General features: G+C 35.5%; 13 protein-coding genes. 7 read left to right on the top strand and 6 right to left on the bottom strand.

The annotated features are described in order from the left end of the window. Positions 1–2: 2 nt before the first annotated feature. Positions 3–1,214: a choice-of-anchor B family protein gene (locus KCG49_RS10745; protein ID WP_218546447.1), complete on the bottom strand. Its 1,212-nt coding sequence runs from the start codon at positions 1,212–1,214 to the stop codon at positions 3–5. A 108-nt stretch (positions 1,215–1,322) separates the two neighbouring features. Here KCG49_RS10745 and thiL point away from each other — a divergent pair, with 108 nt between their 5' ends. Further along, a complete protein-coding gene (gene thiL, locus KCG49_RS10740; protein WP_218546446.1) occupies positions 1,323–2,375 on the top strand; it encodes a thiamine-phosphate kinase in 1,053 nt (350 codons plus the stop codon). Here the strand turns inward: thiL and KCG49_RS16620 are convergent. The 3 genes from KCG49_RS16620 to KCG49_RS10730 form a co-directional block, all read right to left on the bottom strand. After that, on the bottom strand, positions 2,359–2,589 hold the full coding sequence (locus KCG49_RS16620) for a DUF1660 family phage protein (RefSeq protein WP_501037672.1): 231 nt from the start codon (positions 2,587–2,589) through the stop codon (positions 2,359–2,361). The genes thiL and KCG49_RS16620 overlap by 17 nt on opposite strands. Positions 2,590–2,672: 83 nt before the next feature. Continuing rightward, positions 2,673–2,912 (bottom strand): DUF1660 family phage protein, encoded by a 240-nt coding sequence (locus KCG49_RS10735; protein ID WP_218546445.1) that lies wholly within the window; start codon positions 2,910–2,912, stop codon positions 2,673–2,675. A gap of 82 nt (positions 2,913–2,994) precedes the next feature. After that, entirely contained in the window at positions 2,995–3,771 is a 777-nt protein-coding gene (locus KCG49_RS10730) for an alpha/beta hydrolase (protein WP_218546444.1), read from the bottom strand. 281 nt (positions 3,772–4,052) lie between these two features. On the opposite strand from KCG49_RS10730, the gene KCG49_RS10725 reads away from it, so the two are divergent. The 4 genes from KCG49_RS10725 (at position 4,053) to KCG49_RS10710 (ending at position 8,992) form a co-directional block, all read left to right on the top strand. After that, complete coding sequence (locus tag KCG49_RS10725) at positions 4,053–5,552, top strand: serine hydrolase (protein ID WP_256259963.1); 1,500 nt, start codon at positions 4,053–4,055, stop codon at positions 5,550–5,552. Further along, positions 5,553–6,860, top strand: a complete 1,308-nt coding sequence (brnQ, locus tag KCG49_RS10720) for a branched-chain amino acid transport system II carrier protein (RefSeq protein WP_218546442.1) — start codon at positions 5,553–5,555, stop codon at positions 6,858–6,860. Continuing rightward, positions 6,857–7,573 (top strand): DNA adenine methylase, encoded by a 717-nt coding sequence (locus KCG49_RS10715; RefSeq protein ID WP_218546441.1) that lies wholly within the window; start codon positions 6,857–6,859, stop codon positions 7,571–7,573. Before brnQ ends, KCG49_RS10715 begins: the two co-directional genes overlap by 4 nt. A 75-nt stretch (positions 7,574–7,648) precedes the next feature. Next, positions 7,649–8,992 carry a DNA cytosine methyltransferase gene (locus KCG49_RS10710; RefSeq protein WP_218546440.1) on the top strand — a complete coding sequence of 448 codons (1,344 nt, stop codon included), beginning with the start codon at positions 7,649–7,651 and terminating at the stop codon, positions 8,990–8,992. Here the strand turns inward: KCG49_RS10710 and KCG49_RS10705 are convergent. After that, positions 8,878–9,585, bottom strand: a complete 708-nt coding sequence (locus KCG49_RS10705) for a PmeII family type II restriction endonuclease (protein ID WP_218546439.1) — start codon at positions 9,583–9,585, stop codon at positions 8,878–8,880. The genes KCG49_RS10710 and KCG49_RS10705 overlap by 115 nt on opposite strands. Before the next feature lie 11 nt (positions 9,586–9,596). After that, on the bottom strand, positions 9,597–10,889 hold the full coding sequence (locus tag KCG49_RS10700; RefSeq protein ID WP_218546438.1) for an aminopeptidase P family protein: 1,293 nt from the start codon (positions 10,887–10,889) through the stop codon (positions 9,597–9,599). A gap of 99 nt (positions 10,890–10,988) precedes the next feature. Between KCG49_RS10700 and KCG49_RS10695 the strand changes: the two genes are divergently transcribed. Then, the gene (locus tag KCG49_RS10695; protein WP_218546437.1) at positions 10,989–12,752 is read left to right on the top strand and encodes a T9SS type A sorting domain-containing protein; all 1,764 of its coding nucleotides are present in this window, start codon (positions 10,989–10,991) and stop codon (positions 12,750–12,752) included. Positions 12,753–12,925: 173 nt separating this feature from the next. Beyond that, complete coding sequence (locus KCG49_RS10690; RefSeq protein WP_218546436.1) at positions 12,926–15,772, top strand: WD40/YVTN/BNR-like repeat-containing protein; 2,847 nt, start codon at positions 12,926–12,928, stop codon at positions 15,770–15,772. The last annotated feature ends 3 nt before the right edge of the window (positions 15,773–15,775 follow it).

Here is a 15,775-nt window from a genome sequence, read left to right as displayed (position 1 = left end):
AATTATTCTGATGGTCTAACAATGAATAATCCACCGTCAATATCACTTACAACCATATTACCGCTTGCAAAAAACGGATAGATATTCCAAGCTCCATTAAATGCTGTATTGTCATTTGGTATATACGTATCTATAAAGCCAGATTCTACCATAATTCCAGAAGCAATGTTGGAAATGTCAACAGCTCTAACCCCTGCAGTGTAATTGGCAACATAGAAGGTGTTACCAACAACATAACCGTTGTGATCTATCGCAGCAGTCGGCCCTAAATATTCCATATGAAATACTGGATCATCCAAATCCGTGAAATCGAAAACAATAGTCCTTGAGTTGATTCCAAAGTCAATCTCATCAACTTCATCTCCCAATAAAAAGTATTCCATATTTTCCGTGAACCAACCCTGATGTGTGTATCCAATATTACTATAATCTATTGTAGAAATTTGAACAGGATTGTCTTTATCCGATACATCTACAATAACCACTTCATTTTCGTTGCTTCCAATTAAAATTTCTTTACCTGTATGGTCTGTATCTGGGCCGTTATACGTAACGACCTGTGCATCATGAGAGTAAGCATCGTCCGCATAACCGCCAGCAGCAATAGGACTGGTTGGATTTTGGATATTTATAAAATGAGGACCGCCACTAAAAGTTGTAGTGCCTACAGCATAAGCAAAGCCACTATCTTCGTTAATGACAATATTGTGTGCCTTTCCAAACTCAGTGTAATTGGCGTCTGCTGTAAATGTTTCTGGTGGATTGGCAACATTTCTTAAACGTGTTAAATCGAATACTTGCATACCATGACCAGCAGCTTCACTTACAATAAAGGCATGATTATTATAGGTCTTAATATCTCTCCAATCACTATTTACTGTAGCTGTAGGTAATACCCCTAGCAAAACAGGGTTAGCAGGATCAGTCATATCCACAAAAGCTGCATTAGTTGATGTGCCTACCAAGGCATACTCCTTTCCTGTTTGTGGATCTGTCCAGCCCCAGGAATCATTACCTTCCGCACCATCTCCTCCAAGTACATCAATTGGAATATGGCTCATTAAATCAAAACCATTACAGGGATGACCATTAGCAAAACCATTAACACATGGGAAATTTGCAGTTTGATTATTACCAGAATTATCATCGTCGTCCGAACAGTTTACAGAAAACAGTACCAGTAAAATTACCAGCGCACGAAGTATTAATTTCATAATCTTTTTTTTAGCAATTTACAGTAAATTTTACATTTGACTATAAACACAGTATAAATAACGTTAATTATCACTAAATTATTTAAAAAAGCATAATACTTTTGCAACATGATAGAAGACAAAAATCCAAAGCGAACCCCTTTGAGTGAATTGGGTGAATTTAAACTTATTGAACACCTCACAGCACATTTTGAAATCAATCAAAAGTCTACTGTAAAAGGCATAGGAGATGATGCAGCAGTTTTAAATTTTGAAAAGAAAAATGTTGTGATTTCTACAGACTTATTGATGGAGGGTGTACATTTTGATTTAAGCTACGTACCTTTAAAACACCTAGGGTATAAAGCCATAATGGTAAACCTATCGGACATCTACGCAATGAATGCGATAGCAACTCAGGTTACGGTATCTATTGCCGTTTCTAATCGTTTTCCTCTAGAAGCCTTAGAAGAATTATATGCAGGCATAACTACCGCAGCAAAACTATACAATATAGATGTTGTTGGTGGTGACACAACATCTTCAACTTCTGGTTTGGTCATCTCTATTACTGCAATTGGTAAAGTTGAGAAGGACAATAAAGTTTTACGATCTGGAGCTAAGCCCAATGACTTATTGGTGGTTTCTGGTGATATTGGTGGTGCTTATATGGGATTACAAGTATTGGAACGTGAAAAAGAAGTCTTTAAAGTTAACCCAAACAATCAACCAGATCTTTCCATGTACAGCTATATTATTGAACGTCAATTAAAGCCAGAAGCAAGAAAGGATATTGTAGAATTATTGAATCAACTCGAAGTAAAACCAACCAGCATGATAGATATAAGCGACGGACTGTCTTCTGAAATTATTCATTTGTGCAAGCAAAGCAAAGTTGGTGTAGACATATATGAAAATAAAATTCCATTAGATCCTCAAGTGATATCTACCTGTGAAGAATTTAATATTGATAGTACAACAATAGCTTTAAACGGTGGCGAGGATTACGAGTTATTAATGACAATTTCTCAAGAAGATTTCCCAAAGATTAAAGGAAACCCAAATCTTACGGTTATAGGTTACATGACCGAGGAAGATAGAGGTATGCATTTAGTGACAAGAGCTGAGGAGAAAATACCGATAATAGCAAAAGGGTGGAATGCTCTTAATAATCCATCATAAGAAGTCTTTGACTTTTTTCTAAGCGTTTGTTATGAACGCGATTTAATACAGAATTTATTTCTTTGAATTTTGGTGTAAGCGGAATGAACTTTCCGTTACCATCTATTGTCATTTCTGACTTGCAATTTTTACACTTGTACTCTTTTACGTGGTAAGTCACGTTTTTGGACACTGAATAGTCATGACCAAATAATGAGCAGTAAACATTTTTCATTTTAGCTTCGTAGTCTTATGGAGATTAAGATCGGTTTAGGAAACTAAATATAAGAAAACAAGTTGTTCACAGGTTGTTAACAATCAACAAATCGATGAACTGATAGGTTTTTGCTTCAAACGCATCATTCTATTATTGTAAATGCGTTCTAAAGCTGAGTTTATCTCTTGAAATTTTGGAGTCAATTCTGTAAGCTTACCGTTACTATTTGTGGTTAGCTGTTTTTTACAACGTTTACAAGTGTACTCTTTAACATGGTTGGTTACCTTTTTTGTCTCTTGATAATTATGGCCGAAGAAGTCGCAGTATAATTTATTAGGCATAAGTAGGTTGTTTTATATCTAACTTGGTTGAATTTAGTGGTATAAACTTAGAAAATATATTTACAAAAAACGTTTAAATGATTTATTTTTCGATGAAATGTTTTATTATGTAAGTTAATTCTGTTTTATTTTCAATATGGCTCATATGACCTTCAGATAGTTCTTCGTGAATAACAGATGTGCCTTTAATTTGGAGTTTAATTCCTTCAGTATTAACAAGTGCATCTTTTCTTCCTGTCAAAATTAGTTTTTTACCGTTTAACCCAATAAAAACCTTAAATCTATTGGGTCTTAATTTCATGCCTTCTTGTGCTGCAATATAACCTTGCACCGAAGTTCCCAATGCTACTTGCAAAGCCTTCTCATAATCGTGTTTAAATTTTATTTTACTTTCAGGAGCAAATAAATTAGCAAAAGACATGCGCACTAAATTTTCGTAGTTAGTATGTGTCATTTTAATTGCACGAGTTCTCATTAGCTTTCGATCTTCTGCATCAGCATTAAACGTAGAATTCATTAAGAACAGGCCACTAAAAAGTTGTGGTTGTTTTTCTGCTAAAGCTAATGCAACATAACCTCCCATTGAGTGACCGATAAACTTTGCAGTTTTGACTTTTAAGTGCTTTAAAACTGCAAGAACAGCATCTGCCATAGCTTCCATAGTATGTATGTAACCGATGCAATCTGTTTGCCCATGACCCAATAAATCAATACAAACGACTCGGTTGTTTTTAGATAATTCTGGTATAAAATTCTTCCACATCATACTTGTTTCCAAAAAACCATGTAATAAAACAATCGCAGAACCTGCACCAGATTCTGTGTAGTGGATGTTACTATTTTTATTTGCTATAATCACAATAACAAAGATATGTCTTGAAAGTATTTTAGCAACCTATTCATCATTAACATTTATTATATTTACCCTTTACTAAACATGAGCTCAATTCGAGTGAAGTTCAAACAAGTTATTGATTAAAATTAATATAGAGAATAGTCGGAAAAATATTCCCGATATAATTTTATACCCACTTTGACAAGCTCTGTGTTACAGAAAAACACTCGAACTGACGTAATATTAAAAATTATATGATTTTAAAGCGACTACTAATCTTAACTCTTCTCATAAGCAGTATCTCCTTGTCTGCTCAAATTGAAGAAGCAGAACTCGATAAATTAATACAAAAAACCTTAACCACTTTCGATGTACCTGGTATATCTGTTGGTGTATTTAAAGACGGAAAAGAAGTCTATGCCAAAGGTCATGGAGTACGTTCATTGACTACTAAAAAAGACATGAACTCAAATACCTTAGTTGGCGTAGCTTCTAACAGTAAAGGTTTTACTTGTTTTGCTTTGGCCATGATGGTTGATGCTGGAAAGTTACAATGGGATGACCCCGTACGTAAATATATCCCAGAATTTCAATTACACGACCCTTGGGTGACAGAACATTTTACCGTTAGGGATTTGGTGACACACAGAAGTGGTATGGGGTTAGGAGCTGGTGATTTAATGTTTTTTCCCGAAGGAAATGATTTTACAGTACAAGACGTGATTAACAATGTAAAACATCTAGAACCTGAAACCTCATTTAGAAGCAAGTTTGCTTATAACAACAATATGTTTATAATAGCTGGTGAAGTTTTAAAGCGTGTGAGTGGTTTGTCTTGGGAAGACTTTATTGAAACCAAGATTATGGAACCTGTCGGTATGAAAAACTCCAAAGCTTCGTACAATCGTATCTCTGACAAATCGAATATTATCGATGCACATACCAGATCTGAAGGTAAGGTGATCCAAATTCCGCATGATTGGAGTGAAACGGCTAATGCAGCTGGAGGTATCGTCAGTAATGTCCATGATATGATGACTTGGGCTAAATTTTTAATGAATGATGCTGTGACTGAAAACGGAGAACGTTTGTTAGACTCAAGACTTTTTCATGAATTATGGCAATTACAAACCCCATTAACCGTTCGCCCTGGCGATTGGTACAATTCTAACTTCCGAGGTTATGGGTTAGGTTGGTTCGTTACAGATGTAAAAGGCGGGCACAAGCAAGTCTACCATACTGGTGGGTTGATAGGGACGGTAACACAGTTTACCATGATTCCAGATTTAGATTTAGCCATTGTGGTGTTGACCAATCAAATGAATGGTTCTGCATTCAATACCATAACAAATACGATTAAGGATTCCTATTTAGGTTATGCAAACAGAAATTGGCTGGAAAAATATGGATCTCGAAATACAGATTACCTTAAATATAATGATAGTATAAAAGCAGATGTTTACGCTAAGGTTTCAAAAATTAAAGGCAGTCCAATATTGCCTAAACCAAAACAAATCGTAGGCACTTATACAGATGATTGGTTTGGTGATATTATCATTTCACATAATGAAAAAGGATATAGTATTAAATGTGAACGCTCCCCAAGATTGTTCGGCGAATTATTGCCATACAATGCCACGACTTATGTAGCAAAGTGGAATGACCGAAGCTATGATGCCGATGTATTTGTACAATTCACTTTTAACGAAAAAGGGGAAGCAGTCTCTGCTACAATGAAATATATTGCGCCAATTACTGACTTCAGTTTCGATTTTCACGATTTAGAACTTGTAAAAACCAACTAAGTGAACATACAACGTAAAGAGTTATTAGTTACAAGTTTTGCTTTATTCTCTCTATTTTTCGGTGCAGGCAATCTGTTGTTACCACCATTATTGGGCTATAATGCAGGCGAAAATTGGTTCTGGGTAACTATAGGTTTTATGATTACTGCCGTGGTTATTCCTATAATCGGAATTTTAGCACATGCCAGATTACAAGGTACTTTGTTCGATTTTGGCAAAAAAGTATCTCCAATTTTTAGTTTAATATACTGTATTGTTATTTACATAATCGCTGTTGCAATTCCATCACCCAGAACAGCTGCTGCCACACACGAAATTGCCATTCATTCTGCTTTTGGCACATCCCCATCATTGACAAGTGCTATTTACTTTTCGCTTGTTTTGGTATTTGTATTGAATCGCTCAAAAATTTTGAATCTCATCGGAAAGTTTTTAACGCCATTTATCGTCATTATGCTTTTGGCTGTAATTGGTATTGGGTTATCATCTTCGGCATTTACAACTGGGATTTCACAAATTGAAACCCCAATAGTCACCGGAATATTAGAAGGTTACCAAACCTTTGATGCTATTGGAGCTGTTGTTGTTGGTGCTGTGATTATCGTATCCTTGAATTTTAAAAATATGAAAGTTGAAGCGTTTGAATCTAAACGCAAACTTATTAGAAGATCGGGTTTTATAGCTGGCACAGGGCTGTTTATCATATATGCAGGTTTAATTTCTGTTGGGGCTTATTATGGTTCTGAAATTGAGGTTAACTCAGAATTGAGTAGCGACATGCAGCGTGCCAATTTATTGCGAGGTATAAGTATTGCGTCCTTAGGAGAGTTTGGAAACACCGTTTTAAGCATTCTCATTTCATTGGCTTGTTTTACAACCGCTATTGGTATTGTTGCTGGTACAGCTGATTATTTTAAAGGATTGCTCAAAGATTCTCAAACCGTTTATGTGGTCACGGCAATTATAGCCTGTGTGCTTGGAGTTGTTGTGGGTCAGCTAGATTTTAAATCTATAATAACCGTGGCTATTCCTGTTTTATTATTGATCTATCCAATCACCATAGTTCTTATACTACTGAATGTAATGCCCGAAAAACTAGCAACACCATTAATCTTTAGAGCTGTAATTATCTCTACAATACTTTTTAGCATCCCCGATTTTCTTGGTGCCATAGAATTAAGAGAATTTGTTGAGCCTTTTGTTGAAGTCATTCCTTTTGCTAAGTATAGTTTAGGTTGGGTATTACCAGCTTTTTTAACTTTTGTAGTTTCATCTATTGTACAATTAAAAATCACTAGAGACAGATGAAATACATGGGAAGCAAGGCACGTTTTGCCAAAGATTTATTGCCCATCATTTTAAAGGGCCGAGAGTCTAACCAAGCCTACATCGAACCTTTTGCTGGCGGTATGAACATGATAGACAAAGTCAAAGGTATCCGTATCGCCAATGACCAGCACGAGGAACTTATGGCAATGTGGCAAGCCCTGATTTATGAAAACTGGGATCCACCCCAATCAGTGACCGAAAACGAGTACAGACATATTAAATACAACCAAGACCAATACCCAAAACACTTATTAGGTTATGTTGGTTTTAATTCATTTGGTGGTAAATGGTTTGCAGGTTACCGACGCGATAAACAAGGTAAGCGTGATTATTGGGGCGAACACTACCGAAATATTACCAAGCAAGTGCCTCACTTACAAGGAGTACAACTCTTATGTCAATCTTATCTTGATTTAGACATTCCTAAATACAGTATAATTTATTGTGATCCTCCTTATGCAACTACAACAAAATATAGTTTAAAATTTGACCATACCCAATTTTGGAACTGGTGCCGCCAACAAAGCAGAGCTGGTCACCAAGTGTTTATAAGTGAATACAAAGCACCTGAGGACTTTAACTGTATTTGGGAAAAAGGAGCAAAAACCACCTTTTCTTGGCATGCTGAAGAAATTTCTACTAAAGAAAGTGTGGAACGGTTGTTTGTTTTGGGAAGTGATTTTTCTCTTTAAAAAGATTTATTCAGTATACCTTTTTTATTCAAAAAATACTTTTAAATTTGTAACCCTTGTATAAGGTTGTGTAATATGGTTATTAAAGATTATTATTCGCTAGCAGAAGCTGCAAAAAAACTCGGAAAAAGTAAAGAAACTCTGAGAAGATGGGATAGAAACGAAAAATTAGTTGCAGCTAGAGAACCTATTAGTAACTATAGAATATATAAAAAATCAGAGATTGATTCATTGATTGGTTTATTTGACGATGATATTGAAGAAACTATGAATAATTTTGAAAAGCCATTAAAACAATATAAAGTTTTAGAATTATTTGCAGGTGCAGGTGGTCTTGCAATAGGTCTAGAAAAAGCAGGAATTCAATGTGTTGCTTTAAATGAAATAGATAAATGGGCTTGCCAAACACTTCGAGAAAATAGACCAAATTGGAATGTTCTAGAGGGAGATATTAAAAGTTTTAACTTTGAGAAATATAAAGGTGAAGTTGATGTAGTTACTGGCGGATTTCCATGCCAAGCATTTAGTTATGCAGGAAAAAAATTGGGTTTAGAAGACGCTCGAGGAACTCTATTTTATGAATTTGCTAGAGTAATAAATGAGGTTAAGCCACCTATTTGTATTGGTGAAAATGTAAAAGGCCTTTTATCCCATGAAAAAGGAAAAACTTTAGAAGGAATGATTTCTATCTTGGATGAAATTGGATATAATGTTATTCCACATAAAGTTTTAAAAGCAATTAATTATAATGTTCCTCAAAAGCGGGAACGATTGATTTTGGTTGGAGTTAGAAAAGATATTGATATCAATTATGAATACCCAAAACCATATAACAAAATTTACAACCTTATTGATGCTTTGAAAAAGGGTGATTTATATGATTCTGATGTTCCTAAATCTGAAGGTTCGAAATATCCTCAGTATAAAAAAGAAGTTTTAGACTTAGTTCCTCCTAAAGGATATTGGAGAGATTTACCATTAGATATTCAGAAAGAGTATATGGGTAAAAGTTTTTATTTAGGTGGAGGAAAAACAGGTATGGCCAGAAGGATTGGTTGGGACGAACCAAGTTTAACACTAACTTGTAGTCCTGCCCAAAAACAAACAGAGCGTTGCCATCCTGACGAAACAAGACCATTTAGTGTTAGAGAGTATGCCAGAATTCAAACATTCCCTGATCAATGGAAATTTATGGGTTCTGTTTCACAACAATATAAACAAATAGGTAATGCAGTTCCTTGTAATTTAGGTCTAGAAATTGGTTATTCTATTGTTAAATTTTTGAATAATTACCATAGGAGGCATCAAGAAAATTTAGCATCTATCTCTTTAGACAAAGAGTCTATAGTATCTTCTAATACTTTTGTACCATCGACCTCTAGGGCAACATCACCAACGGCATCTATCAGTTCAAAATAAAAATCTTCTTTACCAGTTAACCTATGCCAAAATAACTTACCTGTAAGTACAGGATAGTTTTCACTTATTCTCTTATAATGTGAACTAAGTTCACTCTCTTCTCCATAAATAACTCCAACAACCATATCGTTGATACCAATATTTAAATTATTAGTACGTGCTAAATTTATAGTTCCTTTAAAATGGCCAAAAATAGTTTCGACATCATCGTGGTTTATAGTATTTGGGCCAGATTTTAGTTGACAATACTTTTTTCTGCCATCAGTTAAATCAACAAATTCAACATCTATTCCTGGTGTTGTTGACCCAAACCCTTCAAACAATTCACTTATTAATTTTTGAATCCTCATTCCAAATGATGTATTAATAGATGAACCTAATACTCTTGGCAAAACTAGAGCTTCGGCAATACTTCTTGGGTCGTCATTTCCTTTTAAAAAGTTAGCTAAATATTTAAACAAAAAAGGATTAACATTGTAGTTTGACAATTTTCCTGCTTTAGTACATGCTGTAGTAATATGCGCTTGGACTATTTCATCTCTAAAAAATTGTTTAGCTTTTTCTAATAAAGCTAATCTTTCAGCATTATTCATAAATCTTTATTCTAAGAATTCATAATCTCTTCAATCTCTTCCACCTCAATAGGAATATTACGCATCAAATTAAAAGGTTCACCAGAGTCTTGGATGACAACATCATCTTCTAAACGAATACCAAAACCTTCGTCTGGGATATAAATGCCAGGTTCTACCGTAAATACCATGTTGGCTTGCATCGGTTCGTGCAGTAAACCATAATCGTGCGTGTCTAACCCAATGTGGTGCGAAGTTCCGTGCATAAAGTATTTTTTATACGCCGGCCAATTAGGGTTTTCGTTTTGCACATCGGCTTTGTCGAGCAAGCCCAAGCCCAATAGTTCAGAAGTCATAAGCTTCCCAACCTCAACATGGTATTCTTCCCAAAGTGTTCCTGGCACCAATAGTTTAGTGGCTTCGTCCTTAACACGGTTTACAGCATTGTAAACATCTTTTTGTCGGTTGGTAAATCTGCCAGAGACCGGTATGGTTCTACTCATATCGCTAGAATAGTTGGCATATTCAGCACCAACATCCATTAAAATTAAATCGCCTGCTCTACACTGTTGGTTGTTTTCTATATAATGTAGTACGTTGGCATTGTTTCCAGAAGCTATAATCGGAGTATATGCAAAACCTTTTGAACGGTTGTTTAGGAATTCGTGCATAAATTCTGCTTCGATATTGTATTCCCAAACATCTGGTTTCACAAAATTAAGTACACGTCTAAAACCTTTTTCAGTAATATCGCAGGCCTTTTGCATCAGGTCTAATTCTATAGCGTCTTTTACAGAACGTAGACGCTGTAAAATCGGATTGCTTTTTGCTACAGCATGAGCAGGGTATTTGTCTTTTAACCATTTGGTAAAACGGTCTTCGCGTGTTTCGGTTTCTACATTGGCTCTGTAATGTTCGTTGGTATTGATGTAAACCGTATCGCATTGCGTCATAAGTTCAAACATTATTTTTTCCATATCCTGCAACCAATACACGGTTTTAATACCCGAAGTTTTTAAAGCCGCTTCCTTGGTAAGTTTCTCACCCTCCCAAACGGCGATATGCTCATTCGTTTCTTTTAGAAAAAGAACTTCACGATGCTTTTCTTTTGGGCAATCTGGAAACAACACTAAAATACTTTCTTCTTGGTCCACTCCACTTAAATAAAATATATCTCTATGTTGTTGAAACGGCATAGTACTATCCGCACTTATAGGGTAAATATCATTAGAATTGAATACCGCTAAACTGCTGGGTTTCATCTTAGCCATAAAATTGTTGCGGTTTCTTATAAAAAGATTGTGATCAATTAAATTGTATTTCATTTTTGGTTTAAATTTTAAGTGATAAATGATATTTTCTTCTAAAAAAAATCGATAAATTGCTATATTAGCCCGATAAAACGAAATCAAACTACCCTAACCATGAAAAAAATTACTCTAAATTTCTGTTTACTCATAATATTTTGTCTTTTCGCAGAACGACAAACAGTAAATGCTCAAGAATTAACTTATGAAGTACCTTTGGATGTTCAAATTCAAGCTTCATCTCAAATTATTGAAGGTAAAGTTATCTCAAAAAAATCATATTGGGATGCGAATCGTGAAAATATTTATACTATAAATGTTATAGATGTTTATAAAGTATTTAAAGGTCAACAATTATCTACTGTTGAAATTATTACACAAGGTGGATCCGTGGGTCTTGAAGCTCAAGTCGTAACACCAAGTCTTCAGTTGCAAAAACATGATATAGGCATTTTTACACTTAAAAACAATACTGTAGATATTACTACACAACACAGTGCTTTTGAAGCTTACAGTGACACTCAAGGTTTTTATAAGTACAATATATTTAACAATACAGTTGTTAACCCATATTTTATAAAGGAAAGCATTACAGGTTTTTACAATGATATTATTGACCTTACCAATACCAACTATCTCAACGTTAAGGACTTTAGTGCTGACCAAACAGCTAATAGAGGTGGAGCCAGCATTTCTTCAATTAGCCCCACGACAGCGACCGCAGGAACATTGACAGAACTTGTCATTAATGGGTCTGGTTTTGGTACAACAGCACAAAATGTAGGGTTTGCCAATGCAGATGATGGCGGCGTTACATTCGCCATAGCCCTAGAGACTGAGATACTTAACTGGACGGACACCCAAATTACCGTATTAATCCCTTCTGGCGCAGGAACAGGATCAGTAGCTATAATTAATTCTGGCGTTACGGCAATATTGGCAACCTCTTCCCAGACACTCAATATAGAATACGCACAACTAAATGTTATATCAGATGGTGTATCAACAGGAACAAATATCGCTTACCCAACCCAACATATCAATGAAGATGGAAATGGTGGGTATACATGGCAGATGTTTACAGATTTTGATGCCAATGCTGCAGCTAATGCTTCTTTTATGAGAGCGTTAAATACTTGGAGATGTGAAACTGGAATCAATTGGACCATTGGGGCAGTGACAAATACCGATATTCCCGCTGACGATGGTATTAATATTATCCGTATGGACAATGGCAATGAACTGTCCTCTGGTGTTTTGGGGGTCTGTACCTCTAGATTTATAGGGTGCTTTATCAATGGTGGCACTAATTTAAATTGGTATGTAGATGAATTAGACATTGTATTTGATGATGCTATTAATTGGCAATATGGGCCTTCTACGCCTTCCTTTTCGCAGTTTGATTTTGAAAGTGTTGCCGTACACGAATTGGGCCATGGTCATCAACTGGGACATGTTATCGATAGTAATGTAGTGATGCATTTTTCATTAACTAATGGAGAATCTCAACGTAATCTAAGTACAGGTGACATTAACGGTGCGGGTAATGTTCAAACTAGAAGCACCAGTACTTCAGTTTGTGGGGAATCACTAATGCAGGATTTTGATTGTTCTACATTATCTGTTTCTTCTGAAGAATTAAGCACAGCGATTAGCATTTATCCAAACCCATCTAAGGGAATAGTTTATATTAATAATTCGGGGGTCTTTACTTTAGAAAATGCCGAGGTTTACGATATTAACGGTAGGCTTATTATGCAAAAGAAATTAGTAAATACAACGCTAAACCAAATTGATTTAGCTGGAGCGAGCAATGGGGTTTATTTTTTAACAATACATGGCAGCGGAGCATCAATAACAGAAAAAATCATTATTGATTAGTTCTTAATACTTAAGGTATAAATAATTTAAGGAGGCTGCCTGAAGAGTAATTTTTTTATTTTTCCGACAGCCTCTTAATGTATTAGAATATGTTTTAATCTCTATTTACTTAGAGACTTTTTTGATGCTCTAAGCGATATTTATTAATTTCATGCCACACAAAATCAACCAAAATGTCCTATCTAAAATTTCTTTCGTTTATAGTATTGCTAAGTACTTGTTTGGTTTTTTCACAGCAACCTGCAACTTCTTCAGAAATCGTAAAGCAAGCCTTGAATCAAAAAAAGGCGATGGTACAATCGTCGTTGGTTAAAAATGTGCCTTTCAAAAATATTGGGCCAACCGTTATGAGTGGCCGTGTGGTAGACCTAGATGTCAACCCAGAAATGCCTTCAGAATTTTATGTCGGATACGCGTCAGGTGGTGTTTGGCATACCGTAAATAACGGAACAACATTTACACCTGTTTTGGATAGCTCAGACACACAAAATGTAGGTGATATTGCCGTGCATTGGCCAACACGAACAATTTATGTTGGCACTGGCGAAAACAACGCATCACGATCTTCGTATGCAGGTATTGGAATTTTGAAATCGACGGATAATGGAAAAACATGGTCTAATGTTGGCCTTATGGATGCGCACCACTTTGCGCCAATTTTAATTCATCCTAATAATCCTAATATTGTTACCGTTGGAGTAACGGGTCATTTGTATTCCCCCAATAAAGAGCGTGGAATATACAAGACAACAGATGGTGGAAAAACATGGAAGCAAACCCTTTTCGTGGATGATATGAGTGGCATTATTGATTTGCAACACAGCCCAAATAATTATAATGTGATGTATGCCACATCTTGGGCAAAAGATAGAAAAGCATGGAATTTTACAGGAAATGGAATTAACTCAGGTATTTACAAAAGTACAGACGCAGGTGAGACTTGGACAAAAGTTTCAACAGTGAGTAGTGGTTTTCCAACAGGCGAAGGAGTTGGCAGAATTGGCATAGCTATATTTAATGATAATGTGGTTTATGCAGTACACGATAGCCAATTTAGAAGACCAAATGATAAAAAGAAAGATGAAAAACGTGGACTGACAAAGGAAGATTTCAAAACGATGTCTAATGCAGACTTCTTAGAATTAGACGACAAAAAGCTCAATAAGTTTTTGAAAACTAATGGCTTTCAGGAAAAGTATAGGGCGGAAAATATAAAACAAATGGTACGCTCTGGTAATGTAAAACCTATTGATTTAGCCAAGTATTTAGAAGATGCCAATTCTATGTTGTTTGATACTCCAGTAGTTGGTGCTGAGGTTTATAAAAGTACAGATGGAGGGAAATCTTGGAAGAAAACGCACGATGACTACTTAGATGGCATTTACTTTAGTTATGGCTATTACTTCGGTCATATACATGTTTCACCAGAAAATGAAGACCATATTTATATTTATGGAGTTCCGATTGTGAAATCTAAAGACGGAGGAAAGTCCTGGACTTCAATTAGTGCAGAAAACGTACATGCAGACCATCATGCGCTTTGGATAAATCCAAAAAATCCGAATCATTTAGTAGATGGAAACGATGGTGGTGTAAATATTACCTATGATGATGGTAAAAACTGGATTAAAAACAACTCACCTTCCGTGGGTCAGTTTTATGCTATTAATGTCGATAATGAAAAGCCTTATAATGTTTATGGTGGCTTGCAAGATAATGGCATTTGGAAAGGGGCACACAACGCACGTGAGGATAAAAGCTGGCACCAACAAGGTCAGTATCCTTGGAAAGCGATTATGGGAGGAGATGGTATGCAAATTCAGGTTGATAATCGTGATTCCAATATTGTATACACAGGTTATCAATTTGGAAATTATTTTAGATTGAATTTACAAACCAAAGCTCAGACGTATATCCAACCAAAGCATACTTTGGGAGAAAAACCATATCGATTTAATTGGCAAACCCCAATTCTGCTCTCATCCCACAATCAAGATATTTTATACTTAGGTGGCAATAAATTAATGCGATCAATGAATCAAGGTAATGATTGGGAAGCAATTAGTGATGATCTAACCAATGGAGGAAAAAAAGGAAATGTAGCCTATGGAACTTTGACATCCATCAGTGAGAGTCCATTTCAATTTGGATTGATTTATACAGGTAGTGATGATGGTTTGGTACATATCACTAAAAATGCTGGTGGAAGTTGGGCGACTATTTCAAACTCGTTTCCAAAAGATTTATGGGTCAGTCGCGTTATTGCCTCAAAATACAAAAAGGAACGTGTTTATATGACCTTCAATGGTTACCGTTGGGACGATTTTAAAGTCTATGCCTATATGAGCGATGATTACGGACAAACCTGGAAAGACATTAGTAGTAACATTCCGGCTTCTCCTGTTAATGTTATTAGAGAAGATGTTGAAAATGAATCCATTTTGTATTTAGGTACTGATAATGGAGCTTATGTTAGTTTTAACAATGGTGAATCTTGGGAAGCGTTTTCAAATGGAGTTCCAAACGTTGCAGTTCATGATATTGTCATTCAACCCGAAGCTAAAGATCTATTGTTAGGCACGCATGGTAGAAGCATTTATAAAGCCAACATTGCACCTTTACAAAAATTTAGTGACACTTTAGTATCGTCTAATGACATCACACTTTTCGATGTAAGTCCGGTACGCCATTCAAACAGTTGGGGAAATTCGTGGAGTCAGTGGTTAGAAGCTTACGAACCCGAAAAAAGCATTCAATTTTTCAGCAATTCATCAGGCGAAAAAATCATTGAAATTCTATCTGAAAAAGGTACAGAATTAAACCGTATTAAAGTAGATACAGATAAAGGCTTTAATTATGTAGATTACAATTTAGAAATAACTTCAAAAGGTAGAAAAGCTTTACTAAAAGAAAATACCAGCATTGACATTAATGAAGGAAGTAATGGAAAATATTATTTACCAAAAGGCGTTTACACAATACAAATCGATGATAAAAAAACAAAACTTGAAATAAAATAATTT

Origin of the sequence: Winogradskyella luteola (assembly GCF_019203985.1) — a bacterium.
Taxonomy (GTDB): domain Bacteria; phylum Bacteroidota; class Bacteroidia; order Flavobacteriales; family Flavobacteriaceae; genus Winogradskyella; species Winogradskyella luteola.
Note: the sequence above shows the minus strand (reverse complement) of the source record. Positions and strands in the feature narration are given on the sequence as shown.